This is a genomic window from Paraburkholderia fungorum, from assembly GCF_046027215.1.
Classification (GTDB): domain Bacteria; phylum Pseudomonadota; class Gammaproteobacteria; order Burkholderiales; family Burkholderiaceae; genus Paraburkholderia; species Paraburkholderia fungorum_D.
This window is the reverse complement of the sequence record NZ_JAQQEN010000002.1, coordinates 833,151-859,941: the sequence shown is the minus strand read 5'-3', so window position 1 is coordinate 859,941 and position 26,791 is coordinate 833,151. Positions and strand designations below refer to the sequence as shown.

24 protein-coding genes are annotated in these 26,791 nt (G+C 63.2%); 8 read left to right on the top strand and 16 right to left on the bottom strand.

Annotated features, from left to right (window positions below):
- Positions 1–53: 53 nt before the first annotated feature.
- Complete coding sequence (locus PQR27_RS24525) at positions 54–2,636, top strand: mechanosensitive ion channel family protein (protein ID WP_408526226.1); 2,583 nt, start codon at positions 54–56, stop codon at positions 2,634–2,636.
- A gap of 90 nt (positions 2,637–2,726) precedes the next feature.
- Here PQR27_RS24525 and PQR27_RS24520 read toward each other — a convergent pair whose 3' ends face one another.
- The 7 genes from PQR27_RS24520 to PQR27_RS24490 form a co-directional block, all read right to left on the bottom strand.
- Positions 2,727–5,003, bottom strand: coding sequence for an ATP-dependent DNA helicase (locus tag PQR27_RS24520; RefSeq protein ID WP_408526225.1), 2,277 nt, complete (start codon positions 5,001–5,003; stop codon positions 2,727–2,729).
- Positions 5,000–6,742, bottom strand: coding sequence for a VRR-NUC domain-containing protein (locus PQR27_RS24515; protein WP_408526224.1), 1,743 nt, complete (start codon positions 6,740–6,742; stop codon positions 5,000–5,002). Before PQR27_RS24515 ends, PQR27_RS24520 begins: the two co-directional genes overlap by 4 nt.
- A 102-nt stretch (positions 6,743–6,844) precedes the next feature.
- Positions 6,845–7,429, bottom strand: a complete 585-nt coding sequence (locus PQR27_RS24510; protein ID WP_408526223.1) for a LutC/YkgG family protein — start codon at positions 7,427–7,429, stop codon at positions 6,845–6,847.
- Positions 7,416–8,807 carry a lactate utilization protein B gene (locus PQR27_RS24505; protein WP_408526222.1) on the bottom strand — a complete coding sequence of 464 codons (1,392 nt, stop codon included), beginning with the start codon at positions 8,805–8,807 and terminating at the stop codon, positions 7,416–7,418. Before PQR27_RS24505 ends, PQR27_RS24510 begins: the two co-directional genes overlap by 14 nt.
- A complete protein-coding gene (locus tag PQR27_RS24500; RefSeq protein ID WP_408526221.1) occupies positions 8,804–9,547 on the bottom strand; it encodes a (Fe-S)-binding protein in 744 nt (247 codons plus the stop codon). Before PQR27_RS24500 ends, PQR27_RS24505 begins: the two co-directional genes overlap by 4 nt.
- A 363-nt stretch (positions 9,548–9,910) precedes the next feature.
- On the bottom strand, positions 9,911–10,657 hold the full coding sequence (locus tag PQR27_RS24495) for a FadR/GntR family transcriptional regulator (protein WP_408526220.1): 747 nt from the start codon (positions 10,655–10,657) through the stop codon (positions 9,911–9,913).
- A gap of 196 nt (positions 10,658–10,853) precedes the next feature.
- Complete coding sequence (locus tag PQR27_RS24490; RefSeq protein ID WP_408526219.1) at positions 10,854–12,593, bottom strand: S10 family peptidase; 1,740 nt, start codon at positions 12,591–12,593, stop codon at positions 10,854–10,856.
- Between the two features lie 753 nt (positions 12,594–13,346).
- Here PQR27_RS24490 and PQR27_RS24485 point away from each other — a divergent pair.
- Positions 13,347–14,482 (top strand): IS3 family transposase gene (locus PQR27_RS24485; RefSeq protein ID WP_408526218.1). Its coding sequence is split into 2 segments (ribosomal slippage): positions 13,347–13,605 and positions 13,605–14,482, totalling 1,137 coding nucleotides; the frame shifts between segments, so codons are not numbered across the junction.
- Positions 14,483–14,702: 220 nt separating this feature from the next.
- Here the strand turns inward: PQR27_RS24485 and PQR27_RS24480 are convergent.
- Positions 14,703–16,184 carry an RNA polymerase factor sigma-54 gene (locus tag PQR27_RS24480; RefSeq protein ID WP_408526217.1) on the bottom strand — a complete coding sequence of 494 codons (1,482 nt, stop codon included), beginning with the start codon at positions 16,182–16,184 and terminating at the stop codon, positions 14,703–14,705.
- 520 nt (positions 16,185–16,704) lie between these two features.
- Between PQR27_RS24480 and PQR27_RS24475 the strand changes: the two genes are divergently transcribed.
- Positions 16,705–17,043: a BON domain-containing protein gene (locus PQR27_RS24475; RefSeq protein ID WP_408526216.1), complete on the top strand. Its 339-nt coding sequence runs from the start codon at positions 16,705–16,707 to the stop codon at positions 17,041–17,043.
- Positions 17,044–17,272: 229 nt separating this feature from the next.
- Here PQR27_RS24475 and PQR27_RS24470 read toward each other — a convergent pair whose 3' ends face one another.
- Positions 17,273–17,725, bottom strand: a complete 453-nt coding sequence (locus PQR27_RS24470; protein WP_408526215.1) for a PA2169 family four-helix-bundle protein — start codon at positions 17,723–17,725, stop codon at positions 17,273–17,275.
- Positions 17,726–18,070: 345 nt separating this feature from the next.
- Between PQR27_RS24470 and PQR27_RS24465 the strand changes: the two genes are divergently transcribed.
- Positions 18,071–18,307, top strand: a complete 237-nt coding sequence (locus tag PQR27_RS24465; protein WP_408526214.1) for a hypothetical protein — start codon at positions 18,071–18,073, stop codon at positions 18,305–18,307.
- Positions 18,308–18,472: 165 nt separating this feature from the next.
- Here PQR27_RS24465 and PQR27_RS24460 read toward each other — a convergent pair whose 3' ends face one another.
- The 4 genes from PQR27_RS24460 to PQR27_RS24445 form a co-directional block, all read right to left on the bottom strand.
- Positions 18,473–19,054, bottom strand: coding sequence for a hypothetical protein (locus PQR27_RS24460; protein ID WP_408526213.1), 582 nt, complete (start codon positions 19,052–19,054; stop codon positions 18,473–18,475).
- Between the two features lie 91 nt (positions 19,055–19,145).
- Entirely contained in the window at positions 19,146–19,490 is a 345-nt protein-coding gene (locus PQR27_RS24455) for a DUF1488 family protein (RefSeq protein ID WP_408526212.1), read from the bottom strand.
- Positions 19,491–19,492: 2 nt separating this feature from the next.
- Positions 19,493–20,050 carry a DUF4142 domain-containing protein gene (locus PQR27_RS24450; protein WP_408526211.1) on the bottom strand — a complete coding sequence of 186 codons (558 nt, stop codon included), beginning with the start codon at positions 20,048–20,050 and terminating at the stop codon, positions 19,493–19,495.
- A 161-nt stretch (positions 20,051–20,211) separates the two neighbouring features.
- A complete protein-coding gene (locus tag PQR27_RS24445; protein ID WP_408526210.1) occupies positions 20,212–20,544 on the bottom strand; it encodes a chemotaxis protein in 333 nt (110 codons plus the stop codon).
- Positions 20,545–20,713: 169 nt separating this feature from the next.
- Here PQR27_RS24445 and PQR27_RS24440 point away from each other — a divergent pair, with 169 nt between their 5' ends.
- Positions 20,714–21,970 carry a DNA topoisomerase IB gene (locus PQR27_RS24440; RefSeq protein ID WP_408526209.1) on the top strand — a complete coding sequence of 419 codons (1,257 nt, stop codon included), beginning with the start codon at positions 20,714–20,716 and terminating at the stop codon, positions 21,968–21,970.
- Positions 21,971–22,169: 199 nt separating this feature from the next.
- Here the strand turns inward: PQR27_RS24440 and PQR27_RS24435 are convergent, their stop codons facing one another.
- Together PQR27_RS24435 and PQR27_RS24430 are read right to left on the bottom strand one after the other, a co-directional pair.
- The gene (locus PQR27_RS24435; protein WP_408526208.1) at positions 22,170–22,430 is read right to left on the bottom strand and encodes a hypothetical protein; all 261 of its coding nucleotides are present in this window, start codon (positions 22,428–22,430) and stop codon (positions 22,170–22,172) included.
- A gap of 55 nt (positions 22,431–22,485) precedes the next feature.
- On the bottom strand, positions 22,486–22,785 hold the full coding sequence (locus tag PQR27_RS24430) for a hypothetical protein (RefSeq protein WP_408526207.1): 300 nt from the start codon (positions 22,783–22,785) through the stop codon (positions 22,486–22,488).
- 237 nt (positions 22,786–23,022) lie between these two features.
- Between PQR27_RS24430 and PQR27_RS24425 the strand changes: the two genes are divergently transcribed.
- From PQR27_RS24425 to PQR27_RS24415, 3 genes are all read left to right on the top strand, one after another.
- Positions 23,023–23,544: a PRC-barrel domain-containing protein gene (locus tag PQR27_RS24425; protein WP_408526206.1), complete on the top strand. Its 522-nt coding sequence runs from the start codon at positions 23,023–23,025 to the stop codon at positions 23,542–23,544.
- Between the two features lie 181 nt (positions 23,545–23,725).
- Positions 23,726–24,145, top strand: a complete 420-nt coding sequence (locus tag PQR27_RS24420) for a DUF3175 domain-containing protein (protein ID WP_408526205.1) — start codon at positions 23,726–23,728, stop codon at positions 24,143–24,145.
- Between the two features lie 57 nt (positions 24,146–24,202).
- Positions 24,203–25,522, top strand: a complete 1,320-nt coding sequence (locus PQR27_RS24415) for a cation:proton antiporter (protein WP_408526204.1) — start codon at positions 24,203–24,205, stop codon at positions 25,520–25,522.
- On the opposite strand, the gene PQR27_RS24410 is transcribed toward PQR27_RS24415, so the two are convergent.
- Positions 25,519–26,583, bottom strand: coding sequence for an aldo/keto reductase (locus PQR27_RS24410; RefSeq protein WP_408526203.1), 1,065 nt, complete (start codon positions 26,581–26,583; stop codon positions 25,519–25,521). The two genes, PQR27_RS24415 and PQR27_RS24410, sit on opposite strands and share 4 nt — an antisense overlap.
- Between the last annotated feature and the right edge of the window lie 208 nt (positions 26,584–26,791).

Here is a 26,791-nt window from a genome sequence, read left to right as displayed (position 1 = left end):
CGATCCGCGCGCTCCGGCTGCGCCGTCCGCACCATTTCCCCGCTTTACACCCTATGCGCAAACTACTTCTTGTCTGGTTTCTCGTCTTTTCCGCCCTTTGCGCCGCACCGGCCTTTGCCGCTGCGGCGCACCCCGCCGCCGCGCCAGCGGCCTCCGCCTCCGCGATCACCCTGACGCCCGAGCAGGCCCGGCAAGCCCTCGACGTCCTCAACGACCCGAAACGCCGCGCGCAAGTCACCGACACGCTCAACGCCATTGCCGCAGCCGGCGCGCTCGCCGCCCCGCCCGCCTCCGCTACGGCGGCGGCCTCCGCTGCCTCTGCCGCCACGCCCGCCAGCGGCGCCGCCCCCCTCGTGCCGGCCGCGTTCCAGTCCAATGGCCTCGCCTCGCAAATGGCTCGCCAGGGCGCGCATTGGGCCGTGCGCCTCGGCACCTCGTTGCGTCGCTCAGTGGCCGCGCTGCTCGACGTGTCGTCGGTCCGCGCCTGGTGGAACTGGCAATCCACCGACTCACAGGCGCGCAGCATGCTAGGCCACGTCGCCTGGTCGCTACTTGCCGCACTGCTGCCGGCGCTCGCGCTCGAATGGCTCACGCGCCGCCTGTTGCGTCGCGCGTATGCGGCGCTGGCCGCGCGCCGCGAACGCAATGAAGAAACGCAGCAAAACGATCTGCCGGCGGACGCCGAACCTCCATCCGCCGTCGCGCCCAACGCGGCGCCGCCGTTGCCACCATTCCCGCGCCCGGCCGACGCCTCAATCGCAGCGTCCACCGCCGGCCCGACCGAAGCCAAAGGCAAGCAGAACGCCGCGCATCACTGGACACTGCTGCAGCGCTTGCCGCGCGCGCTTCTGAGCATGGTGTTGCGGCTCCTGCCGCTGGCGGTGTTCGTCGGCGCGGCGAGCGCGCTGATGTCGATATTGACCGACAACGGCACACCCCAAGACCGCGCCCTCGATTCGCTGATCGACATTTATGTGTTGTGCCGCGTGATCGTGATCGTCAGCGGCTTCTTCCTGCAGCCGGGTGCGCCGCGCCTGCGCCTGTTACGCATGAGCGACGCGTGGGCGCGCTGGGTGCAGCACTGGATGGCCCGCATTGTCAGCGTGGTCGGCGCGGGTTCGGCGATTGCCGTGACCGCCCAGTCGCTCGGCCTGAACGACGCGGCTCATCTCGCGCTGATGAAGGTGGTGGCGCTCGCCGGTCACGTGATGGTCTCGATCCTGATCCTGCAGTGCGCGAAGCCGGTTGGCGAACTGATCCGCAGACGCTTTGCCGCCAACCCGTCGCTCGACATGTTCGGCAATGCGCTCGCCGACGCATGGGCATGGTTCGCGGTGTTCGTCGTCATGGCGCTGTGGTTTATCTGGGCGCTCGACGTGCAGAACGGCTACCACACGCTGCTGCATCTCGGCGGCATTTCGCTGGCGATTCTGGTGGGCGCGCGAGTCGTGTCGATCGTGATATTCGGTGCGCTGGCCCGGCTCTTCAACGTCCCGGACGACTCGGACAAAGCTTCGCTGATCCATCAGCACGCGTACCGTTACTACCCGCTGCTGCGCCGGGTGATCGCCTCGATCATCGGCATCGTGACCGCGCTTGCGCTGCTGCAGGTCTGGGGCGTCGATCTGAGCGAGCTGTTCCGCACCGGCACGATCGGCCACCGCCTCGCCTCGGCGCTCGTCACGATCGGCGTCGCTGCCGTGATCGCATTGCTGGTGTGGGAAAGCGTGAACGTATCCGTCGAAAGGCGGCTGAACCGCTGGACCACCAGTGGCGATCTGGTGCGCGCCGCACGGCTGCGCACCCTGCTGCCGATGCTGCGCAGCGCGCTCTTCTGCGTGATCGCGCTGGTGGTGGTACTCACGGGGCTGAGCGAACTCGGCGTGAATATCGGGCCGCTGCTGGCGGGCGCGAGTATCTTCGGCGTCGCACTCGGCTTCGGTTCGCAAAAGCTGGTGCAGGACTTCATCACCGGTATTTTCCTGTTGATGGAAAACGCCATGCAGGTCGGCGACTGGGTCACGCTGGCCGGCGTGTCCGGCACCGTCGAATATCTGTCGATTCGCACCGTGCGCCTGCGCGGCGGCGACGGTTCGTTGTACACGGTGCCGTTCAGTTCGGTGTCGACGGTCAATAACACCAATCGCGGACTCGGCAACGCCGCGGTGAAGGTCAACATCGTGTTCGGTCAGGACGTGGACCTGGCGATCGCCACGCTCAAGGAAATCGGCGCCGCGCTGCGCGAAGACGAGCAGTTCAAGGACGGCATCCTGTCCGACTTCAGCTTCTGGGGCGTCGATGCGGTGGACGGCTCGGCGGTCACGCTGGCCGGGCAGATCCAGTGCCGCGATAGCGCGCGCTGGGGCGTGCAGCGTGAATTCAACCGGCGCATTCTCGACCAGTTCAGCGCACACGGTATCGAGATTGCAAACCCGCAACGCCACCTGCTGACGTGGGACCCGGACAACGCGCCGGCCAAAGAGGAACCGGCGAATACGCTGCCTGCGGATCCGTCGTTGCAGGCGGCGGCCCAGAAAGCTGACGCGCCGGTGGAAGATCAACTGCCCGTCGACCCTAAACCGGCCGGCGGCCCAGGAACGCCAGCCAATCCCGGTTCAAGCTCGCCGCATGCGTGAAGGACAGCCGTCACTGCGCCAATGCACGGTGGCGGGTCGAGTACCTGGACGGTAAAGCGGAACGTTTTCGTACCGTAAAAAGAACCAGACCTATTGCACCTGCCACCAGCGCGGCAGCAGGCGGCGCACTTCCGGCCGCCGGTAGCGGTCGTCGATCAGATGGACCACGCCCTCGTCCTGCTCAGTACGGATCACCCGCCCCGCCGCCTGGACGACTTTTTGCAGGCCCGGATACAGATACATGTAGTCGTAACCGTTGCCGAACTTCGCCTCCATGATGCGGCGCATCTGCTCGTTAACATCGTTCATCTGCGGCAGCCCGAGCGTGGCGATAAACGCGCCGATCAATTGCTGGCCGACCAGGTCGACGCCTTCGGAGAACGCGCCGCCGAGCACCGCGAAACCGACGCCCTGGTTCATGGTGCGAAAACGCGCGAGAAAGGCGTCGCGCGCCGGCTCGTCCATGCCGGGCTCCTGCGCCCACACCGGCAGGTCCGGATGCCGCTCGCGCAGCAGCGCCACCACCCGCTGCAGATACTCGAAGCTGCTCAGAAAGCCCAGATAATTGCCCGGCTGCGCCGTGTACTGCTTCGCGATCAGCTCGACGATCGGTATCAACGAACGCTCGCGGTCACGCCAGCGTGTCGATACGTTGCCGGCCACCCGCACTTGCAATTGTTCGGCGCGAAACGGCCCTTCGACGTCGAGCCAGTCCGTCTGTTCGGGCAGCCCGAGCGTGTCGCAATAGAAATGATGCGGATTGAGCGTGCCGGAGAACAGCACTGTGGTGCGCGCGGCGGCGTAACGCGGCGCGAGAAACGGCGCCGGGATCACGTTGCGCACGCACAGCGTGGCGCTGGTTTTGTCGCGCGGCGCGTAGCGATCGGCGCTCAACGTGATGTCGAAAATCGAATGCTCGCCAAATTGCTCGGCCAGCGCGACGAAATGCATCGCGTCGAAGAAAAAGCGCAGCGCGGGTTCGTCGATGGAAAGTGGCGCCTCGGCGAGCTGATCGGTCACCGCGCCGATCAGATTTTGCGCGGCCGATAGCAGTTTGCCTGGCACGTCGGCGTACACCTGGTAGGCGTTTGTCTGTGCGCGCCTGACGGCGCCCCACTCGCGACTCAGCCGTTCAAGCGGCTTGCGCAAGCTTGCCGGCGCGGTTTTGCGCGCGGCTCGCAATGCCGCCTGATCGAGCGACGCGGTGTACATCCGGCGCGCACGGTCGAGCAGATTGTGCGCCTCGTCCACCAGCACGCCGACGCGCCACTGATTGATCTGCGTGAGCGCGTACAGCATGGCGCTGCTGTCGTAATAGTAGTTGTAGTCGCCGACCACCACGTCGCACCAGCGCGCCAGTTCCTGCGCCAGGTAGTACGGACAGATCTCATGCGCGAGCGCCGCTTCGCGCACCGCCACGCGATCGAGCCGCCGCGCCAGCAACGCCCTGCTGCGGGCCGCGTCGAGCCGGTCGTAGAAGCCGCGCGCGAGCGGGCAGGAGTCGCCGTTGCAGGCTTTGTCGGGATGCTCGCAGGCTTTGTCGCGCGCGACCAGCTCCAGAGTTCGTAACGGCAGTGGCGACGGCGCGGCTGACGCGCCGGCATGCAAGGTGTCGATCGCATCGAGCGCGAGCGCGCGGCCCGGCGTCTTGGCGGTGAGAAAAAACACCCGGTCAATCTGGTCCGACGCGCACGCCTTGAGCAGCGGAAAAATCGTCGCGAGCGTCTTGCCGATGCCAGTGGGTGCCTGCGCCATCAGCGGCTTGCCGTCACGCGCGGCGCGATAGACCGAAACCGCCAGTTCGCGCTGGCCGCTGCGAAACTGCCCATGCGGGAACTGCAATGCGCCAAGCGCGGCATTGCGCGCGTCGCGATGCGCCTTCTCCTGCACGGCCCAGTCGAGAAACCGTTCACATTGCTCGACGAAGAAGATTTCGAGCTCGCGCGCGCTGTGCGTTTCGGTCAGCACCGTCTCCTTCTGACTGCCGATATCGAAGTACACCAGCGCAACCGTCAATTCGGTCAACCCGCGCGCACGGCACAAAAGATGGCCATAGACCAACGCCTGCGCCCAGTGCAGCGTGCGGTGATTCGCGGGCATCCGCGCGAGATCGCCGCGATGGGTCTTGATCTCTTCCAGCCGGTTCGCCGCCGGAACGTAGCCGTCGGCGCGGCCGCGCACGGTCAGGCTACGGTGCGTGCCGGTCAGTGTGATCTCGGTTTCGTAGCCACTCGTGCGCCGGCCGGCCACGGTGACGTGGCCAGCCATGCCTTCGAGCAACGTCGGCGCTGGCGTAAAGCGCAGATCCAGGTCGCCACGCCTTGCGGTGAATTCGCACATCGCCCGAACGGCGACTACATGGGTCATGCCGCGGCCTCTTCGGCAGTCAGCGGACCGGCGACGGTCTCGTCCGCCCAACGCACATCGAGCACGCGCACCGGTATACCGTGCTGCGCGCAGTAGCCGAGCCAGCGGATCTGGTTGTCCTGCAGACGGTCGCCGGGGCCCTTCACTTCGATCAATTCATAGCGACGCTCGGCCGGCCAGAAGCGGATCAGATCCGGCAAACCGGAGCGGTTGCCGCGAATATCGCGCAACAGACGCTCGAACCAGAGCTTCAGATGCGCAGCGGGCAGGCAATCGAGCGCCAGCACGACAAGGGCCGGGCTCAGCAAGCCCCAGAATACGAACGGCGACTGGACACCGGCCTTGGTTTGCAGATGCCGCAGAATCGTCTCTCGATACGCGCCGCTGTCTAGCTGCGCGAGACACGCGGCGAACTGCGCGGCGCGGCGCAGATGAAAATCAGGTGCGTGCAGATCGGCCGGCCCGCGCTGGAACGGATGAAAGAATGCGCCGGGCAGCGCCGCGAACACCGGCTCCCAGCACAGCAAGCCGAACAGCGAATTGATCAGCGCGTTCTCCACATAGTGCACGGGTGCTTCGTCGCAACTCAGGTGATCTCGGGCGACGTATTCCACCGGTTGCGACGCCACGGGCCGCGGCAATACCAGCGTGCTGCGCTCCACCGGCCGCGTACCCCGTGCCCGTGCCACCGGCTCGCCGCGTCTGCGCCGCAAACGCGGCAGCATCCGCGCGACACGTTGTGCTTCTTCCTCGCTTTCAGGCGCGGCGGCGGCCTGCGCGGCCAGCGCGTACGCGTCATCGAAAGATTCGCTGCGCTCCAGCACGCGTATCCGCCGATGCCGCGCGCCGGGCCACGTAGAACGTTCGTAGACGGCGAGTGCCGCCGGCCAGTCGTGGCGCCGCTCGCAATGCTGGCCGATGCGGAACAGCAATTTCACGCGGCGCGTTTCGAGCCAGGGATTCGCAGTTTCGATGGCAGCAACGGCGGCGACCAGTTCACTGACGGCGGTGCCCTCGGGCAGCCATTCGAGGGCTTCGCGGCACGCATGCAGCGCGAGATACACGTCGACATCCGCACGCTGCTGGAAAGCTCGCGACGACGGCGCGAATGCCACCGTCTCGTACTGGAACACGCCGAGGTCGGCGAGCACGAATTCCGACCAGTCCTGCTGCAGATTGCCGAAAAACATCAGCCGCAGACGCTCGCAAAGCGGCGCGATCGCGACGTGGAGGACGCGATCCTGGCTTTGGCGGTGCCAGGCGGCCAGTGTGCGTGCAGCGGCCGCTTCGTCGTTGTCTCCGGTGGAATGGAACGGGCGCAGCGTTTCCAGCAGATCGGCTTTGCGCAACCCTTTCGCGCCGGGGATTAGCGCGATGGTGTCGGCAAAAACGAGCAGCAGTTCGGGGCGTGTGGTGAGCGCGAACAGATCGTCGAGCGTCAGGGGCGGTTCGGCGTCGACCCAGCCGAGCGCGGCGAGCGGCGCGGCCGCCTGCAACGGGCAGCCGATCTCGTCATAGGTCAGCCGGCTGGCGCGAAACAGCGTGCCCTTGCGCATCAGCATGCGCACGAGCAAGGCGCGCGAAGACTGCGGCAACGCCGCGAAATCGCGCAGGAAGGCGTGTTCGTGCGCGTCCAGCAGATCGTCGTAACGCTCGGCAAGCCACGCCAGCGCACGCTCGAAGTTCAGCAGGTAATAAGGGACATCAGAGCGGATGTCTGATGAAGCATCTGTCGCCACGGCGCTTCCACGGACCTGTATGTTTATACAGTGATGATATCAAAATCCGGGAGTGGGACGGCTCGCGATATTGCCCGGCGATCGGTGCCTGCAACCGGCGGCTCAGGCGCCCGCCCACACCACCGTCAACGACCGCACGCCTTGTGCGCCGCGAATCAGCACGCCTTCGATATCCGCCGTCGCCGACGGCCCGGTCACCAGCGCCGCATATCGCGCGGCACGGAAATCGTCGCGCCGGTAGACGTCCTGCAAACCATCGAGCAATTGCGCCGGATCGAGCAGCACCACCAGATGCTGGACGAGGTACCCAAGCGCATTGACCACATACTCGCGCTCACTGAACCACACCGAACCGGTCTCGGCGACGCCAAAGCGCGCCCGCACCACCCCGACGTCGATATCCTGCAGGGAGGCCGGCTCGGTATCGGCCGCGAGCACGCGCGTGCCCGGCACTTCAGGCGTGGCTGATGCCACCGACGCCGTAGCGCCGAAGCGCTCACGAATCAGCGCCGACACCTCAGCCACTGCCGCTACTTCGACACAGGTGCCGCCCATCGTCTGCAAGGCCGACGTGAAGCGCTCGCGCAAATCGCCACCCGCCGTCGCGAACAGCGGCACCTCGGGACGCGGCCGGCCCGGCGGCTGCGCCTGCCGCACCTTCGCCAGAAAAGCCTCACGCGTTGCCATCGCCACCTCCGCGATTCTTCCTGTACCAGGCATGGAAGGTCAGCTTCGGCGCCTCCGGCAACTCGCGTTGCTTGTCCCAGATGTTGAGCGGGTTGTACAGCATGAAATTCGGCAGCCGCCTCAAGGCGCTGCCCATCGACGACACCGTCGCGCGATACAAGGTCGGGCTCGCGAGCAGCCGCCCTGCCATTTTCAGTACTTCCTGCTTCACGAACGGCACTTCATGGCGCTCGGCGATCACCATGCGCCATTTGTAGATCTGCTCGTGAATATTGATCTTCACCGGACACACGTTCGTGCAACTGCCGTTGAGCGTGGACGCGAACGGCAATGCGCTATAGCGTTTCAGATCGAAGGTGGGATTGATGATCGCGCCAATCGGCCCCGAATACGTGCCGCCGTAGGACAGCCCGCCACTGCGCCGGTAGACCGGGCAGGTATTCATACACGCGCCGCAGCGGATGCACTTGAGCGAGTACCAGAAGTCTTCCATCGCGAGCCGCTCCGAACGGCCATGGTCGACGAGGATGAAGTGCATTTCGGTGCCCGGACGCGGCGCGCGGAAATGCGAGGTGTACTGCGTAATGGGCGAACCCAGCGCGCTGCGCGACAGCATGCGGATGAACACGCCGAGATCCGATACCTTCGGAATCAGCTTCTCGATGCCGATAGAAGCGATATGCAAGGGCGGCACGTTCGCCGACAGATCGGCATTGCCTTCGTTAGTACACACGACGACAGTCCCCGTCTCCGCCACCGCGAAATTGCAGCCGGTCATGCCCGCGGTTTTCTCGCGCACAAAGTATGGGCGTGTGTTCATCCGCTGGCTTTCCGCGAGATAGTGGATATCGCTGTTCTGCGGATCGGTGCCGATGGTGCGCCCGAACAGTTCGGCCACGTCCGCGCGCAACTTGTGAACCGCGGGCACCACCATGTGGCTCGGTTCCTGATGATCGAGCTGCTGGATCCGTTCGCCGAGATCGGTCTCCATCACCGCGATGCCGCGCGGTTCGAGATACTCGCGCATCTTGCATTCGTCGGTGAGCATCGACTTGCTCTTGACGAGCGTGGTCATGCCACGCTCCGACATGATCTTGTGCACCAGCGCGTTGTGCTCCTCGGCGGTCGACGCCCAATGCACGATCACGCCATTCGCTTCAGCCGCCGCGGCAAACTGTTCGAGGTACTCGGACAGATGCGACAGCGTGTGCTCCTTGATGCCCGACGCCAGTTCGCGCAGCGTCTCCCATTCGGCGATGCCATGGGCCTGCACATCACGCTTCTCGCGCAAATCCCATAGGCGTTTATCGTGAAAGGCGACGTGCTCGGTCTTGCTGATGAAAGCGCCCGCGGCTTTCGCGTGATCGATCCGGCTCATGCGCGTGCTCCGTTCAGAACCTGCGCGATATGGATGAAGCGCGCGTCGGCCTTCATCCGCTCGGCACAGCCCTGCTGATGCATCAGGCACGACATGTCGCCCGATACGATGTACTCGGCGCCCGCATTCAGATGATCGCGGACCTTGTCCTGACCCATGCGCACCGAGACCGGCTCTTCGGTCACCGAGAAAGTGCCGCCGAAGCCGCAACATTCGTCAGGCCGCGCGGGCTTGACGAATTCGATGCCTTTCACACCTTCCAGCAAGGTGCGCGGCTTCGAAAACGGCGTGCCCGCTACTTCTGAAATCGATGCTTCCTTCAGATGCCGCAGCGCGCTGCAACTGTTATGCAAACCGACGCGGTGCGGAAACTCGGCCCACGGGAATTCCCGCGCGCCAACCACGTCGTGCAGAAACTCGACGAGTTCGTAAGCGCCCGCGCGTACCTTCTTCACCTCGTCGGTCTGTTCGAGCGCGGTCAGATGCTCGCGCACATGATGGATGCAACTCGCCGACGGCCCGACGATGTAGTCGTAGCCGGCGAAGTTACGCGCGAACACGCGTTCCGCGCCGGCCGCCTCGGCATGCGCGCCGCTGTTGGCCATCGGCTGGCCGCAGCACGTTTGCTCCTGCGGATAATCGACCTCGATGCCGAAGCGTTCGAGCAATTCGAGCGTGGCGATCCCCACTTCGGGATAGAACGCGTCGATAAAACACGGGATAAACAGGGCGACTTTCATAAGCTCATGGATAAAAGCGGCTGTCGGGGACTCACCTACTCTACTGCTGAATCATCCCCCTGAATCGGTGCGCTTGCACGATACGCGAGGATGGCTCAGTCAGACTGGTCTTGTTGGTCTGACCACGAAATATAAGGAAGTCGGCAGGCGGTGTCAATTGGCGAATCGTATGGGAATGGCGACGAAAAAAACGCTTTGAACAGACGCAACCGGTCTTCGCGCGACGCTGACAAAGCGCGCGGCGTCCAGCGATATGCGCTGTCTTTCGACTAGCGGGAACTCAAAACGAAGCGCTGCACCCGCTCAGGCGGTGCAAGCCGATGGACGGCGAGCGAAACCAGGCGCGCGGCCAGGCCGCCTATATCAGGAGATCGTGCTCGGCGAAGGCTTCGCCGCGTCTTCCTGATACATCTCGCGCACAAAGGTCAGATGACGCTCCGCCGCCTTGCGGGCCTTTTGCGCGTCGCGCGCCATGACGGCGTCGTAGATCGCCTGGTGCTGGGTCATCAACTGCTTTTCCATCGCCTGATCGTAGTCGATCAGGCGATGGTACTGGCTCATGCCCTCGCTAATCAGCGTGTGGATGCCATGCATCACATGCGCAAGCGCAACGTTATGGGTGGAATCGGCGATCGCAAGGTGAAACGCGGCGTCCAGTTCCGCGAGATTGGCGCGGTCTTGCGACAGCGACGCCGCCTTCAACGCCTCAAAAGCCACGGTGATCTTTTGCAGATCGGCGGATGTCGCGCGCTCGGCCGCATAGACCGTCGAAATCGACTCCAGCCCCTGGCGCAACTCGAGAATATCGGCACTGGTGCGCGGATTCCGCAGCAGCAGCTCGGCGAGCGGCCTGGAGATGATCGGCGCGGTGACGTCAACCACCGTAAAGCCGCCGCGCCCCGATGTTTCAATGTAGCCGTCCGCTTCCAGCCTGATCAGCGCTTCCCGCAACGACGGCCGCGACACGCCCAGTTGCGTGGCCAGATCGCGCTCGGCGGGCAGCCGGTCGCCGGGCATCAGCGTGCCGTCGGAGATCAGTTGCTTGATCTGGTCGGACACCACGTCGGAAAGTCGTTTGCGCGTGAAGGACTGGATCGGGAGAAATTGCATGGGCAGCGATTGGTGACGCAGTTGGTGAAGCGGTAGACAGCGGCCTGAGCGGGCCCGGGTGCGTCGATTATACCGTTCAACGGTTGGCGTCGAACTTGCGCGCAAGGCGCCACGACCCGGCCTCAGGGCCCCTTGCGCCACCCTTTCGATCGGCCAGTCAGGTAAGACGACGCCCGTCTTGCGCCGCTCGTGAACACTAGTGCGCGCCTGACGTGTAGAAGCTCACCAGATCGTGCTTGAGCGTGTGCAACGCGGCGTCGTCCAGATAGATCATATGGCCGGTCGGATAGTAGGCGATCCGCACATTGGCGCGCAGCGGCGCGTCGATGCCCAGATGCGCGAGCGCGTACTCGGTGGCGTAGAACGGCGTGGCCAGATCGAAATAACCGTTCAGCGACATCACGCGCAATTGCGGATTCTGCCGCATTGCTTCGGCCAGGTCGCCCGCCGCATAGGGCTCGGTGAGATGTTCGCCCCACCACTCGCGATGTTTCCAGTCCCACTGCGTCAACGCTTCGTTGTTGAAGACGCGATAGCGATCCGCGGGCATGAAGTGGAGGTCCTCCGCGAAATGCTGATGCAGCGCAGCGTCGAAAGCGCTCGACACGCTGCTTACCGACGCATCGAAATCCGGGCGCTCCGATTCGCCGTCGAATTCAAGGCCTTCGAAACGGGCGTCGAAACGGCCCACACTGTGCGACTGGTCCCGCAGCAACTGGTTACGGAAGCGTGACGGATACAGGCGCAACCGGCTTCGTTTGATGTAGTCCACGTCGATGCCGGTGAACTGCGCGACACGCGCCGCGATCGCATCGCGTTCGGCGTCGGGCAGCGCGTCGCCCTGGGCCAGCGCCTGCGCATAGGGACCACGCGCGAACGCGCGGGCTTCGTCGAGAAAGGCTGGCAAGCTGGGCGGCTTCGGCACGATCTTGTTGTGGTACCACGCGATGGCCGCATAGCTCGGCAGATAGCTTTCGCTCTTGAAATCGAAGCCCGGCGCAAAGGCGGACGAATCCAGCACCGACGACATCAGGATCACGCCATTGAGCGCAATATTGTTCTGCCCCAGTTGATACGCGAGCATGGCCGCGCGTGCCGTGCCGTACGATTCGCCGAGCAGATATTTCGGCGAATTCCAGCGTTGGTTGACTGTCAGGTAACGATCGATGAACTGCGAAAACGCATCGAGATCTTTGTCGACACCCCAGAAGTCTTTCCCGGTTCCATGACCGACGACTCTCGACAAACCCGCGCCGACGGCGTCGATAAAAACCAGATCGGTGGTATCGAGCAGACTATCCGGGTTGTCGGCCAGCACGTATGGCGCCGGCGGCGTAATAGCGGGACTCGCGGTACGGACCCGCTTCGGCCCGAACGAGCCGATCATGAGGAACACCGTGCCGGCACCGGGGCCGCCGTTAAAGAGGAATGTGACCGGCCGGGTCGCGGGCGTTTTCGTGGCGACGGTGTAAGCGACGTAGAAGACACTCGCATTGGCCTGGCCGGTTTTATCGTGCAACAGCAGGTTGCCGGCGGTCGCCGTGTAATCGATCTTGCGGCCATCTTGCCTGATGGAATGCTGGCTCACCGAGGTGGTTTCCGGTGGCACCGGAATGGGGGTAGTGTCCGCTTTTGCGGCGGCGCGCGTGGCGTTTTGGGCGCTGCCCTGGGTGGTTGACGTGTTGCGCTGCGCGCGGGTGGTGGATGGCGGGGTTGTTGGTGGATTTTTCTTTGGTTCAGTGGCCGAGGTGTCCGCCAACGGTGCGGTGGCTGTGGACGATGCGGGTTCTGCTTCGTCTGGCGTGTCCGATGATGTCGTGAGTTCGGCTGCCGCGGATGTTTCACTGACGGCGAGTGAGGTTGTCATTGTGAGGACTGCCACTGCTGAGCCGACTATCAGGGGCCGGCGCCATGTGATTTGAAAGCTAAAGCTCATGATGGTCCCCAAGCTGTAGTTATGCTGGATGGCTCGTTTTGTTTTTGGTTTTGTTTTTGGTTTTGTTTTTGGCCGGCTCGGCGAGTGATTCTTGACGCAAGTGCGGATCTCGTCAAATGGAAAATGGGATTTTGCCTTTGGCGGCGGCATGGCTTGGTCTGCCTACGGCGTTGGTTGTTTCTTTTGTTATTGGTCTATTAGCGTTCCCCCTGTGCGGGGGGGCACCTACTTTTCTTTGCCGCCGCAAAGAAAAGTAGGCAAAAGAAAGCGGCTCAAACCGCTAATTTTTAAGCGGGTCCCCTGGCTTGGAGGGTGTCGTGGCTCCGTAGAGATTGAGCCCGCGCACCTTCCCTCGTTAGTGACCAGGCCGTCATGCTTCCGGCGGCGCTGCGCGCGCCGAGGCGGTACTTCATAAAACCAATCATTGGTGTTTTCGGTGCCTCGCCGAGGCGAAGCCGATGGCCCCGCTACGCGCAAATGAAGCGCTCGGTTTCCGTGGTGGACCCGTCCGCGACGCACGCAGTGCGGAGTGGGAGCGAATGACGGCTGTGTCACTGGCGGTTATGGACTGAGGTGTGATCCGTTAATCGGACCACCAGCCCCTCCAAGCCAGGGAACCCACTTAGATGTTGGCGGTTGGAGCCGCTTTCTTTTGCCTACTTTTCTTTGCGGCCGGCAAAGAAAAGTAGGTGTGTAGTGGTTCAATGATCCTAGACACCTCTAAAGGGGATAATTCTCCAACTGAGGTGAGAAATGAGCAGACGGAACATTCCCGAAGAATTGAAGGCCGAAGCGGTCCAGTTGGTGGTCAGCAGGGGCTATTCGTACGCGCAGGCTGCTGAGGCGATAGGTGTTGGCGACACTGCGTTGCGTCGCTGGGTGGCCTTGTGGCGCGAGCAGCAGGCCAAACCGCCGCGAACGGTGCTGGAGGTCGAGGCAGACGCACGGCGGATCCGCGAACTTGAGGCCAGGGTTGCCGATCTCGAGAGGGAGCGCGACATCCTAAAAAAGTCCACCGCCTTCTTCGTCAAGGAAATGGATCGCTTCCCGAAGTGATCCAGTCACTGAAGAAGGACTGGCCGATCAGTGTGACGTGCCGTGTGATGGGCCTCGCGCGCAGCAGCTATTACGCGTTCGCCGCCCGCCCGCCGGCGGGTTCCACGCCTTGCCGGCAGATGGCGGCTGCGCGTGAAATTCATCGCGAAACCCGCAGCAGCTATGGCAGCCGCAGGATGTCGGCAGCGTTGCGAAACCGTGGTCACGCGGTAGGCCGTTATCGTGCCCGCAGGCTGATGCAGCAGGCGCAACTGGTGGTCACCCGAAAGCGCACGCACCGCTATCAGAAGAGCAATGGCGAGGCGCAGGCGGCGCCTAATCTGCTGGAGCGTAACTTCGAGCCGCAGTCCATCAATCAGGTATGGGCAGGCGACATTACGTATGTGAGGACGCTTCAGGGCTGGTCTTATCTGGCCATCGTGATGGACCTGTATTCGCGCCGTATCGTCGGCTGGGCGTTATCCCTGCAACCCGATACGGCGCTGGTGATCAGGGCTTTGCAGCGGGCCCGGGAGCGGCGGCGTCCACCGCCCGGACTGATGTTCCATTCGGACCAGGGTTGCCAGTACACCAGCGCGCACTTTGTGAGTGAACTCAAGGCAAACGGCATGGTCCAGAGCATGAGCAGAAAGGGAAACTGCTGGGACAACGCGGTGGTAGAGCGCTTCTTTAGAAGCCTGAAAAGTGAATGGATCGATGAAAAAGGGTATCCCGATCACGCACATGCCGAACGCGACATCGGGGACTACATCGACGACTTTTATAACTACCGTCGCCTTCATTCGGCTGCAGACGGACAAACGCCAGTACAACGCGAAGCTTCACTTTTTTAAAAATCCCCTTTCCGGGTGTCCAGGTTTACTTGACCACTACAGTGCCCCCCCGCACAGGGGGAACGCTAATAGACCAATAAGAATGCAAGGAAAGGCCACCGCCGCAGGCACACAATGCAAAAAAAGGCCAACGCAGCAATAGCGTGCTCAACAACTAGCACCGCGTGGCCCCGACCGCGTGGCCACGCGCCGAAAATCACCGGCGTGTTCGAACCGGCGCTCAAACCTGCCGCCTTAATTCCGCTGGCGGCACCTTCATCAAATGCCGGTATTTCGCCACCGTGCGCCGCGCGACCAGCACTCCCTGGTCGGCAAGCATCTTCGCAAGCGTCACATCCGACAGCGGGTCGCGCGTATTCTCGGCGGCGATCATTTCCTTGAGCAACGCGCGCACAGCAGCCGCGGAACACGTCCCGCCGCTTTCCGTGCCGAGCTCGCGCGGGAAGAAATGCTTGAACTCGAAAATACCGCGCGGCGTGGCCATATATTTGTTGCCGGTCGCGCGCGAGATAGTCGACTCATGCAGACCGAGTTCGTCCGCCACATCGCGCAACACCATCGGCTTGAGCGCGATTTCGCCGTACTGGAAGAAGGCCTTCTGATGCGCGACGATGCATTCAGCCACGCGCTGAATCGTATCGAAGCGTTGCTGCGCATTGCGGATCAGCCAGCGCGCTTCCTGCAACTGCTGCGCAAGTGGCGAGCGGCTCGCGCCGGCGGATTGCGCGAACAGTTCGGCATACATGCGATGGATGCGCGCGCGCGGCTGTACCGCTGGATTGATCGCCACCGCCCACTTGTTGCGCACCTGACGCACGATCACGTCCGGCACCACGTAGTTGTCTTCGGTGCGGCCGTAGCAGTTGCCCGGCTTCGGATCGAGCTTGCGCACCAGCGCGCAGGCCACCCGCAATTCCTCTGCACTGCAACCAATCTGCTTTTGCAGTTCGGCCTGCTCGCGGCGCGCGAGGCGTTCGAGATGGTGCTCGACGATTTGCCGCGCCACGTCGCGCCCGGGCGTATCTGTCGGCAACGCATTCACTTGCAGCGACAAACACTCTGACAACGAACGTGCGCCCAGACCTGGACGATCGAGCGACTGCACGAGACGCAGCGCCACCAGCAATTCTTCTTCGGTGAGTTCGGGTTCGAGGTCGACGCTGTCCGCGAGATCGGCAAGCTCCTGACGCAGATAGCCGTCGTCGTCAAGCGCTTCGATGATGAAGCGTGCCACCGCGCGATCCCGGTCGTCGAGACGATAGAGACGCAGCGAATCGTGCAACTGTTCGCGCAAGGTCGGTTGGGAGCGGGCCCATTCGGCCGGATCGCTGCCATCCGAATCGCCGTTCTGACGCGCCGAGCTGCGGCTGCTGTAATCGCCGGAAAAGTCGCCGGGCATGTCGTCCTGCCCCGCACTTTCCATCGTATCGCTGCCACCCGCATCCGCCGACGATGCGTCGGGTTCGGCTGTTGCAACCGTGTCGGTGGCGGGCACCGCGCCAATGTCGTCGCCCGGCGAGGCTGTGGCTAGCGCGACGTCTTCCGTATCCGTCGAGTCGTATTCGAGGAACGGATTAGTGTCGAGCGCCGTACGCAATTCCTGCTGGAACTCCAGAGACGACAACTGCAACAGACGCACCGATTGCTGCAAGCGCGGCGTGAGTGCGAGAGATTGCCTCGTGCGTAGTTCAATTGAAGGCATTGTAGTGAGGTCCCGTTTTGAGCTGAAAAATGATCCGTGGCCTCAATAGAGCAACTGTCGTACCAGCTCGCCCAACACCCTGTTTTTTCTACATTTTGCTTTTTCAGGCCCGCGAATTGCGCGTGCCGTTTGAGCCATTTTTACAAGTATCCGGCAAATTAAGTGCCGCGCCGTTGCCCGCCGTTGCCTCTTGCCTGACGACGCCCGCACTGGCCTCACAGCGCGATTCTTCAGCCTAAATGCATATGCCATAACGGCTTTTGCTCCGCAGGCATGCGCGGGCGGCGGAGCGGGCACACCCCTTGCGGATGAGGAGTACGTGGACGGATGTCGGCCTCTGTATGTGCGAATCAAAGCAGCAGGAAGCGGCGAAACGCTCGTACCGGACGTCGTCCGATGTCGAAAACGGGCCCTGACGGAACCGTAGCGGCAACGACCCCACGCGTGTCATCAGCGGCTCCGGCCGCGATCGAACGCAGGCAAAAGACCGCAAATTTCATCAACACCCGAAGGAGAAACCATGAAGACCATCCAGTTCCTGAAGACCGCAGGTAGCATCGCTTGTGTCGCATTCGCCCTGAACGCTACGGCGCAAACCAGCGCATCGGCTCCATCGGCTGCCTCCGAAACGATCGGCCAGCACGTCGATGACGGCACGATCACCACCAAGGTGAAGGCCGATCTGCTCGGCGCGAAGAACGTCAAGTCCACCCATATTCACGTGAAGACCCGCAAGGGCGTAGTGTGGCTCTCAGGTTCGGTGCCTTCGGCTGACGACAAGTCGGCGGCTGGAGAAGTCGTGCAAAACGTGGGCGGCGTGAAGAGCGTCAAGAACCATCTGAAGATCGCGGCCGACTAAGCTCAAGCGGTCCTGACGCGAGAGCTGGCTTCGGTCGGCTCTCGCGAGACACCGAAGCCAGTAAGCAAAAAAGCCGTCCGCGTTTGCGGACGGCTTTTCTATGTGGCTACCTTTTTCTGCGGGCTGCTCGTTCTTCACTGCCTATCCCGCCCGGCAAGCCTGATTGCACATCAGCTGCACTACGTGCTACGTGCGCCATCCGACCGGCGCACGTACTACCGCCGCGCGATTAAGCCCGCGCCGCACCATACTGATCGCGCAGATCGCGTACACGATCATGATTCTGCAGTACGCCCTGATACTGCCGTTCAACGATAGCGCGTACGTCCAGCGGTAAGTCCTTTTCGAGCGCATCGTGATAGCGCTTCTTCGCGACGTCCTCGCCCTTCTCGCATTCCGCCAGAATTTCGTGGTCGCTACGATCCGATACCGCCGACTTCACATCCACCCAGCCGCGATGCAACGCACCGCTCATGCTACCGCCGGTTTCGGGCTTGCCGCCCAAACCCTGAACCACATCCTGCAACTCGCGTGCGCCACGCGTGCAGTCTTCGGCTCGTGACAGAAACAACGTTTTCAGTTGAGCGTCGTGCGCATCGTCAGCCGCTTTGCGAAAGCCCTTTTCGCCGTCCTTCGACGTTTCGACCAGATCGTTCAGTACGGAAACAACGTTCGTAGCCATTCAATACCTCCACGGTTTCGTTAAACATGGAAACCGCCGTCACACGTTTTCATGCAGCAGCGGGATTCATCTATGGAGTCCGCATGCGCCGTGCCTGACACGCGCTGCCGCAGCGCGCCGCCTATAGGTCTGATGTCATTAGCAATCTTGCAGAAGCGCGTAAATGTTGCGCGTCGCGGCTTCCTTCATTAGCTTTAAGCCCCTGCCCAATGGAACTCACGTAATTGGCACGATGGTTGCTGGGTAGTCTTCCGCCCGACCCGCGCAGGCCGTATCCGAACACACTGCAATACGTGGCAATAAATTGAAAACAACGGGCGGGCAATGACGACAGGGAGTCTCACCATGAAAATCAGGAGCGCAGAATGGCTGGCCGCCGTCGCGATCGTCACATCGGCCAGCGTGCTGCAGATTCGCGAGCACATGCAATCGTACGAGGCGCCATCCGTGGCCCCGCAAGCGTCTTTCTGCGGTGCCAGACATGACGGCCTCATACCAGCCGGTTGCGAGCCGGCGCGTAACGAACAGTGGATGGACCGCGCGGCGCTTCCGCAGCACAATGCGCCGCGCATCTGGGTCTAAAGTGCCACGATCCAGCGGAGCCGATTAGCCCCCGCTTAACACCCGATTAACACCCGATTAACGCGCCAAGCCAGCATATAAAGCCAACGCCCGAATGCAAAACGGCCCGACATCTGCCGGGCCGTTTTGCTATCCACCGCGTCCAATCGCTCAACGCAAACCACCTCAGGCATGCCGCTCGACAAACTCGCCCATCGGTTCCGGCTGCTTGAGCGGATCAAAGTCGGACCAGCGCCCCTGCTGCCAGCGTCCGGTCGCGCGCTCGATCGACGCGCCTCCTGCTTCGCGCAGTACGCGCGCAGCGTCGAACTGATTATCAGGGGACACGTGCACGGCAACCAGCACGCCGGAATCGCGCAACTCTTCGTGAAATCGCGAATGGTGTCCAGCGTGGCCTGCATCACGCGTGCGCGCCATCGCGCCGGCCAGAGAACCGATATATGCGCCAACCCCGGCCGCGATCAGCGAGACGATTAACGGCGCGGAAAACGCCGCGAAAATCCCGACGCCGACCACCGCACCGGCTACCGCGCCAATTGTGACGCCCATGCCGGCGCCTTTGGGCGCCTCTTTCGCGCCGGCGTCGGTGCTGGTGTCGCCCCCAATCGGATAACGCGCGTGCTGGCCGCGTGGATTGACGAAAAACAGCGTCACATCTTCTTCGACGAAACCGGCATTGAAGAGCTTTTGCGCCGCATCTTCAGCGGCAGGGAAAGTCGTAAAACGTGCTGCGACGATGAGTGACATGAGGGCCTCCTTGCATCGTTGAAAAGCGGTTGCGGACTATGCCGCCGCACAGCGTCACACGACAGCACGGTCGTGCGGCGGCACCGTCGGGCTACACCGCGGTGCCGCGATCGGGTTCCATGCCTTCCACTCTGAACAGTCCACTATGCAACACTACGCCTTCGCCAGCGTTCTGGTCGAGTGCTTCCGCGCAAACCGAGCGGATGCGATGGCGGCCTTTGTCGAAAGCGGTCATCAAGTCGGATTCCAGCGCCGAGTCGGCGCCGAAATGGTCTTCCAGCGCCTCAGCGGTGATCGCGCATACGACGGCCTCGCCGTCCACCCGCGCCATGAAGCGCACGGTCAGATTCGCTCCGTCGAAGGCAGCCTCGTCGTCGGGAAAAGTGATGTGCATAAGGGAGTCCTCATAGGCCGGCCGCGGCAGGATCGCATTCATGGCTAGCCCTTCATTGCGCCGGCGAGTTGCTGCGCCATCGCCAGATGATGTTTGATGGTCGGCAAAGCGTGCAGGGCCGCCGCCTTCAGCTGCGCGTCGGTACCGCTTTCGCTTTCCTGCTGGAACAGGTCGATCGCCTTCTGATGAGCCTCCAGGCCGATCTGTTCGACGTATGCCTGGTCGAACTCCTTGCCCTTGAGCGTCTGCAACTTGCCGACCAGCGCGGAATCGGCCGACGGTGCCGTCGCGAGGCCCTTCTTCGCGACGAGTGCGCTCATGCCGTGTGCGAGTTTCGTATGGTCGGTAATCATTTGCTGCGCGAATTTCTTCACGCGTGGATCGCTCGAATTCTTCAGCGCAATCCTGCTTGCCGCGATTTCGGTGGCGTCAGCCTGCGACGCGTCCTGCACGAACTGCTGGTCCGCCGGCGAAAGCTTCGTGCCGGCTACCGGAGCGTCGCTCGCCGGCGCATCGCTGGCTTGCGCGTGCACGGCGCCGACCGACGCAACGCCCAGACCTAGCACCACCGTCATGACTTGTAGGGAATACTGAAATTTCATGCGTTTTCTCCCTGTTTTCAGCCGCCGGCTGCCGCGTACCGCGGCCCGGGCCTGTGTTTTTATCAATCAGCAATAGCTGTGCCCGCAAGCATCGGCCTGGAACAGCGGTCTCGGCGAGCGTGCTGGGGAAAGCCGTGGGGAAAGCCGTGAATCGAAAGCCGTCAATTACCCGTCGACTCGTCGTCATCATCGGCGGCCAATGGGTCGATGATTCGGTCAGGTTCGATGTCGGCGTCTTCAACGAGCGTCGAATCGCCGTCCGCGGCGGCCCGCTCGCCCGTGCCCGAACGATCGGTGTCGCTACCGAGCTCCGTGTCGCCGGTCTCGAGCGCGTGGTTGTCCAGTTCGGAATCCACATCGAACTCGTGACGCTTCGCTCCGGCGACGTCGCTGCCGCTATCGGAAGAATCGCTCGGACCGAGTGCACCCGTCGTACCGGAGGTCTGCTTCACCACCTGTTGCGGCTCTTCATCGGGGTTCAGTGTGCTGCTCATGGCGCTCTCCTTCGCTATTCCGTGGTTGTCCAACCCATAGCGAGCATTCGCAAGGACCGTTCCGCCCACGGGTGCCGCAGGGAGCATGGTGTATGGCAGGCATCGCCTTTGCTCATAGCGTGACATCGGCGCAACCCGTGCCGCCTGCTTGAAACTTCTACCTCCGACAATGGCTGCCATCACCCATCCGACGCCGCGCCTTGCCGACGACATCGCCGGCGAGACCTCGCCCGCCGTCATGCCACCCGGCTTGCGTCACGCGGACGACACCAGGCCCGGCTTTACACGCAAGCGTGAAAAGGACGGTTTTGCGTACTTCGACGCGGCCGGCAATCGCATCGACGACGAGGACGAAATCGCGCGCATCAATGCGCTGGCAATCCCGCCCGCTTACGAAGACGTGTGGATCTGCCCGGACGCGCGTGGGCATATCCAGGCTACCGGGCGCGACGCACGCGGCCGCAAGCAATACCGCTATCACCCGCGCTGGCGCGAGACGCGCGACGCCGACAAATACGAACGCATGGCTGCGTTCGGCTGCGCGCTGCCGAAAATTCGCGCCCGCGTGGCGCGCGATCTGAAATTGCCCGGGATGCCGCGCGACAAGGTCATCGCGGCGATCGTGCAGTTGCTCGACACGACGCTGATCCGGATCGGCAGCGCCGAATACGCGCGCGATAATCAGTCGTATGGATTGACGACGTTGCGCAAGAAACACGTGAAAATCGAAGCCGGCCAACTGCGCCTCAGGTTTCGCGGCAAGAGTGGCATCGAGCACGACGTGACCGTGAACAATCCACGCATCAAACGCATCGTGCGACGCTGCGCCGAACTGCCGGGTCACGATCTGTTCCAGTATCTCGACGAGGACGGCACGCGCCGCACCGTGGGCTCGGCCGACATCAACGAGTATCTGCGCCGCGCGAGCGATGCCGATTTCACCGCGAAGGACTATCGGACGTGGGCCGGCAGCGTCTACGCGCTGGCCGCGCTGCGCCGGCTGATATGCGGCGATGCCGCAGAAGCGCGCCGTCATCTCGTTGCGACCGTCAAGGACGTGGCGGCGCTATTGCGCAATACACCTGCGGTCTGCCGGCGCTGCTACATCCACCCTGCCGTGATCAGCGCATTCGAGGCCGACGAACTGCAAGGCTTGCCACCGGGCCAGGCACGGCGGGGTTTGCGCGTCGATGAAGTGGCGTTTGCCGCGTTGCTCGCTCATGCGGAAAAACGCGCGGCAAAGCTTGCGCGTCAGGCGGGCGCCAAGGGCCGCAAGGTGCGTGAAGCGGAGGTCGCCGGGAGCATCGACGGTTCGTTGACTACGTTGCTGAGGAAGTCGCGCGCGGTGCGCAAAGAGGCGCAGACGAAGCGCGCGATCGAACCGCAACCGCAACCGCAACCAGCTCGACGGGCCTCGGCGCGATAGGCTTTGTCCGCAGCACGCGTTGACGGAGATGGCTCGCCAGGCGGCGCAACAACGCCGCTGTTGCATTCAAACGCATTCAAACGCATTCAAACGCCCACCTGCCGATCTGCTTCGGGCACTCACGAATCCGACACTCCCCCGGCAGACGTCCGTGCGAAAGTCGATCGAAAACCGGCGCGTGAGCAACGCCGGTTCACCCTTATTGGCTTGCGCCAGAAGCTGCCGCTGCCGGCATGCTCGCCGTAGCAGCGGCGGCGGTGGCGGCGGCGGCCGCCGCGCCGCTGCTCGTATCGGCAGTACTGCCGGTCGCCGCATTGCCGTTCATCACGCCACTGCTGCTCATCGCCGCCCCCGCGCTGTCGCTATCGGAGCGCTTGCAGCCGGTAACGGCCATCAGCACAACGATTGCCGCCACCATCAGGACCTGCCCGCTGCTGCCCCGGCTGGATAGTTGTTTCATCACGCCCTCCTTGATGGACATGGCAACGCCGCATTCGTGTTACCCGTGCAGCGGCTTATTGACCTTTGGTATCGCTGCTGGCGTCCGCGCCCGGCATGTTGGTCGAATCGCTCATTGGCTTCTTGGTCTTCGGTTTGGACTTGGCCGTGTGATGCATTTTCGTTGTGCCCGCACCCATCGCGCCCGAGACTGGCTCGCCGCCGGCCGTCGGTCCCGCCGTGGCTGCACCGTGCGCGTTGCCGGAACCCCCTGTGCCGCCACCGCCACCGTTGCCATTACCACCGCCAGCCTGTGCAAACGCGGCGCCCGACATGGCGACCAGTGCCGATACCACCAATACTTTTGAATAGATCATCGAAATCTCCCTGAGTAATCAACATGCACAATGTGCGGCGCTTGCCGTCACGACGGTGAGCAGTCGCGCCGCTGATGGATGTCCAGCAAGGGTTATGCCGCACGAGCTTTTCCTGCACGATTGAGCCTGACCTGGAGATTTGCCGAGCTTCGCGAATTTCGCGGCCAACGCAAGTCACGCCGAAGGAACGGCGCTTGCTGATATCCCCGGTACATCCAACCTGTAATGAGGAACATCATGCTCAACCAGACGCAGCCACAAGGCGGAATGACCCAGGGCGCGCGCATCGTCGGCGATGCCGGCGCATCGGCAAACGGCCCCGGCCCAGATGTCATGGCCGCGGCCACCCTCGACGGCAATAAGGTGCTCAGCAGCGACGGCGAAGACATCGGCAAGGTCAAGGACATCATGCTGGACGTCGCCTCCGGCCGCGTCGCGTATGTGGTGCTGTCGAGCGGCGGCTTCCTCGGCATCGGCGACAAGCTGCTGGCCATTCCATGGAGCGCGCTCACGCTCGACACGCAACAGAAGTGCTTCCTCCTCGCAATGACCGCCGAGCGCGTGAAAAACGCACCGGGTTTCGACAAGGACCACTGGCCGTCCATGGCGGACCAGACATGGGCGACTTCCGTGCACCAGTACTACGGCAGCGAACCGTACTGGGGGCGCGACACGTTAGCGCGTCGCGACGATCTCGGCGTCGGTGACATCCCCGCGGGTTCATCGGATGCGCCGGAGGCCGGCGGGCTGAAGCTGTGAGTCCGCACGTGGTTGCGGGAGCGTCCGGATGGTTTCGGCGTGGAGGCACGCTTCCACGAAGTGACGTGACGTGACACAACACAAGGCAACGCCGCGCCGGATGCCGTGCTCGCGGCATCCGGCGCGTTTCGCATTGAGCACGCGCAGCAGGCGCGCGCATGACTGACGAGCGAGGCAAACCATGGCCACCAGAAAAACCGCCCGCAAAACCAGCAAGTCGAAACGTCCGGTCGCGCGCGGCAAGTCAGGGCGGCCGCCACGGCAGCGCCATGCACAGGCTCATGCGGCGCACCAAAGGAAAAACACTCGGGCAAGCAGCGCGAAGAACGCGCGAAAGTGGTCGCATCATGTGATGGAAACCAGTGACGCGGTGGACATCGAGCCCGATATATTCAAAACCGGCAGCGCCGAGTCGATCGCGCAATCGCTCAAACGTTCTTCGACGCACAGCCGCCGCCGCAAAGGCACGCCGTTCCAGTCGGCCATGTCGATGCTCAATTTCTATATCAATCGCGCGGGCAAAAATCTGCCGAAGACGCGCCGTGATACGCTTGTGCGAGCCAGGCGCAAATTGCGTGAAGCGTTCGGGCGCGCGCCTTGAGCACCCCTCGCCCGGCCTCATCCGCCTCATCCGCATGCCGGCCTTAACCGGAAACTCATGCACGAAACACTCTGGTTTCTGATCGTCGGTGCCGTGCTCGTTTTGATGGGCGTGACGGCCACGACGCTACGGCGACTGCCCGTTAGCGCCGCCATGCTCTATCTGGGCATCGGCTATGCGCTCGCTCCGCCGGGCATCGACCTGTTACGCCTCGATATGGTCGCCGATGCGCATTTGCTGCGCGTCATCACGCAGATCGCGCTATTGGTCTCGCTGTTCGCCATCGGCTTGCGTCTAAGGCTTGGCGTCTTCGAGACACTCTGGACCGTGCCGCTGCGCCTCGGCTTTCTGGCCATGCTGGCGACCATTCCGCTGCTCACGCTCTTCAGCGTGTACGTTTTGCATCTCGGCTGGGGACCGTCCTTGCTGCTCGCGGCCATCCTCGCGCCAACCGACCCGGTGCTCGCTCACGACGTCCAGGTGCACGATCCCGGCGATCACGACCTGCTGCGTTTCGCTCTGTCCGGCGAAGGCGGGCTGAACGACGGCATCGCGCTGCCCTTTGCGATGCTGGGGCTCGCCGTCTGCGCGGCCCCGGCCGCTCAAGCCGGCGACCTGTTCACTTTGCGGCTCGCGGGCAGCATGGTGTGGGGCGTGGCGGGCGCGATTGCGATCGGTGGCGCGCTCGGCTGGGCCACCACGCACGCCGTCGCCTGGCTGCGCACGCGCCATGCGCAGGCGCTCGGTCTCGAGGGCTTCTTCGCGCTCGGCCTGATCGAACTTTCGTTCGGGGCCGCGCAACTCGCGCAGACGTACGGCTTTCTGGCGGTGTTTGCCGCAGGTGTCGCCATGCGCCGCGTCGAGCACCGGGCGAGCGGCGGCATGTCGGCGCGCGAGGCAATCGGCACGGTCGATTCCGAAGACGTCGAGGCGACTGCGGCGAATCCGGACAAAGCCCATGCGTTCATGACGGAGTCGGTGCTCGGCTTCACGATCGAGCTCGAACGCATCGCCGAAGTCGCAGTCATGGCGATGGTCGGCAACGTGCTCGCCACGCTGCGCGTCCCGCTGTTCACCTGGCAAACCATCGCGCTCGCCGCCGCGCTCTTCGTGCTCGTCCGGCCGGTATCGGTGGAGTTGTCGCTGCTGGGTTCGAGCGCGACGCCTACCCAGCGTCGCTTGATGAGCTGGTTCGGCATACGCGGTATCGGCTCGTTTTATTACCTCGCGTACGCCCTCGAACACGGCGCCGCTGCCGACGTGACGCCACTAGTCCCGCTGGCCCTGGCGGTAGTCGCGGCCTCGGTCGTGATCCACGGCGTCTCGGCTACGCCGTTGATGAACTGGTATCACCGCCTGCGCAGCCCCGAAGACTAGCGGCCCTCGCGCGGCACCGGATGACGCGCCTGCTCGAGCTGGTCGCGCCGCCCTTCGCCCTGGCGCGCCAGCATCCAGCCGGGATATTCGGCCGGCAGCGTGCTGACCTGATCGAGCTTCGCGAGATCATCCGCGCTGAGGGTGACGCCGGTCGCCGCGATGTTGTCGTCGAGTTGCTCGACGTTTTTTGCGCCGACGATCACCGTAGTCACCGCACGTTGATGCAGCAGCCACGCCAGCGCGATCTGCGCCACCGACACCTGTTTCGCTTCGGCGATATTGCGCATCACGTCGATGCAGTCATAGGCGCGCTCGCGATTGACCGGCGGAAAATCGAAGGTCGTACGGCGGCTGCCTGCTTCGCCCTGCTGCTCGCGCCCATATTTGCCGCTCAGCAGGCCGCCCGCGAGCGGACTCCACACCATCAGGCCGAGGCCTTCGCTATGCAGCATCGGCACCAGTTCGCGTTCGAGGTCACGGCCCGCCAGCGTGTAATAAGCCTGTAGCGTTTCGAAACGGGCGAGACCGAGACGTTCCGAGATGCCGAGCGCCTTCACGATCTGCCACGCGGCCCAGTTCGACACGCCGACATAGCGCACATGACCATGCTGAACCAGCGTATCGAGCGCGCGCACCGTCTCTTCAATCGGCGTGGCCGGGTCGAAGCCGTGGATCTGGTACAGATCCACATGATCGAGTTGCAAGCGCTTCAGACTTGCCTTGATACCGTCCATGATGTGATAGCGCGACGCACCGCGCGCGTTCGGAAAATCCGCCATCGGGCTCAAGACTTTGGTCGCCACCACCACCTTGTCGCGCGGCACCTTGAGATTCTTCAGCGCCTGGCCGGTGATCTGTTCGGACAGGCCCCCTGCATAGACATCGGCCGTGTCGATGAAATTGATGCCCGCGTCGAGCGCGCGGCCGATCAGCCGCTCCGCGTCCCCCTGCTGCAGCTCGCCGATCTGCTTCCAGATGCCCTCGCTGCCGCCAAAGGTCATCGTGCCCAGACATAGTTCTGAAACAAACACACCGGTACGGCCTAACGGGTTGTATCGCATTGTTCGAAGCTCCATCGTGGACGGGTGAGCCGCACAGAGTAGCGCAGTTGGCGAAATCCGGCAGGACCTGCCTCAAGTCGGCGGCTCCCGCCGGCGAACCTATATTTCAAATTCCTTGCGAGTCATATCGACGCGCGGAGCGGTGCGTCCCAGTATCGAGGCATTGGCCTTGCCGCGCCGCAGAACAGGGCGCCATGCGGGTTTCAGA

Bases quoted from the DNA above. Each gene is read 5' to 3' on its own strand.
- PQR27_RS24425 (WP_408526206.1), top strand. From the start codon at position 23,023: ATGCTCAACCAGACGCAGCCACAAGGCGGAATGACCCAGGGCGCGCGC.
- PQR27_RS24460 (WP_408526213.1), bottom strand. From the start codon at position 19,054: ATGTCACTCATCGTCGCAGCACGTTTTACGACTTTCCCTGCCGCTGAA.
- PQR27_RS24455 (WP_408526212.1), bottom strand. From the start codon at position 19,490: ATGAATGCGATCCTGCCGCGGCCGGCCTATGAGGACTCCCTTATGCAC.
- PQR27_RS24445 (WP_408526210.1), bottom strand. From the start codon at position 20,544: ATGAGCAGCACACTGAACCCCGATGAAGAGCCGCAACAGGTGGTGAAG.
- PQR27_RS24465 (WP_408526214.1), top strand. From the start codon at position 18,071: ATGAAAATCAGGAGCGCAGAATGGCTGGCCGCCGTCGCGATCGTCACA.
- PQR27_RS24480 (WP_408526217.1), bottom strand. From the start codon at position 16,184: ATGCCTTCAATTGAACTACGCACGAGGCAATCTCTCGCACTCACGCCG.
- PQR27_RS24520 (WP_408526225.1), bottom strand. From the start codon at position 5,003: ATGACCCATGTAGTCGCCGTTCGGGCGATGTGCGAATTCACCGCAAGG.
- PQR27_RS24500 (WP_408526221.1), bottom strand. From the start codon at position 9,547: ATGAAAGTCGCCCTGTTTATCCCGTGTTTTATCGACGCGTTCTATCCC.
- PQR27_RS24475 (WP_408526216.1), top strand. From the start codon at position 16,705: ATGAAGACCATCCAGTTCCTGAAGACCGCAGGTAGCATCGCTTGTGTC.
- PQR27_RS24430 (WP_408526207.1), bottom strand. From the start codon at position 22,785: ATGATCTATTCAAAAGTATTGGTGGTATCGGCACTGGTCGCCATGTCG.
- PQR27_RS24435 (WP_408526208.1), bottom strand. From the start codon at position 22,430: ATGAAACAACTATCCAGCCGGGGCAGCAGCGGGCAGGTCCTGATGGTG.
- PQR27_RS24470 (WP_408526215.1), bottom strand. From the start codon at position 17,725: ATGGCTACGAACGTTGTTTCCGTACTGAACGATCTGGTCGAAACGTCG.
- PQR27_RS24410 (WP_408526203.1), bottom strand. From the start codon at position 26,583: ATGCGATACAACCCGTTAGGCCGTACCGGTGTGTTTGTTTCAGAACTA.
- PQR27_RS24525 (WP_408526226.1), top strand. From the start codon at position 54: ATGCGCAAACTACTTCTTGTCTGGTTTCTCGTCTTTTCCGCCCTTTGC.
- PQR27_RS24450 (WP_408526211.1), bottom strand. From the start codon at position 20,050: ATGAAATTTCAGTATTCCCTACAAGTCATGACGGTGGTGCTAGGTCTG.
- PQR27_RS24510 (WP_408526223.1), bottom strand. From the start codon at position 7,429: ATGGCAACGCGTGAGGCTTTTCTGGCGAAGGTGCGGCAGGCGCAGCCG.
- PQR27_RS24415 (WP_408526204.1), top strand. From the start codon at position 24,203: ATGCACGAAACACTCTGGTTTCTGATCGTCGGTGCCGTGCTCGTTTTG.
- PQR27_RS24490 (WP_408526219.1), bottom strand. From the start codon at position 12,593: ATGAGCTTTAGCTTTCAAATCACATGGCGCCGGCCCCTGATAGTCGGC.
- PQR27_RS24420 (WP_408526205.1), top strand. From the start codon at position 23,726: ATGGCCACCAGAAAAACCGCCCGCAAAACCAGCAAGTCGAAACGTCCG.
- PQR27_RS24440 (WP_408526209.1), top strand. From the start codon at position 20,714: ATGGCTGCCATCACCCATCCGACGCCGCGCCTTGCCGACGACATCGCC.
- PQR27_RS24495 (WP_408526220.1), bottom strand. From the start codon at position 10,657: ATGCAATTTCTCCCGATCCAGTCCTTCACGCGCAAACGACTTTCCGAC.
- PQR27_RS24505 (WP_408526222.1), bottom strand. From the start codon at position 8,807: ATGAGCCGGATCGATCACGCGAAAGCCGCGGGCGCTTTCATCAGCAAG.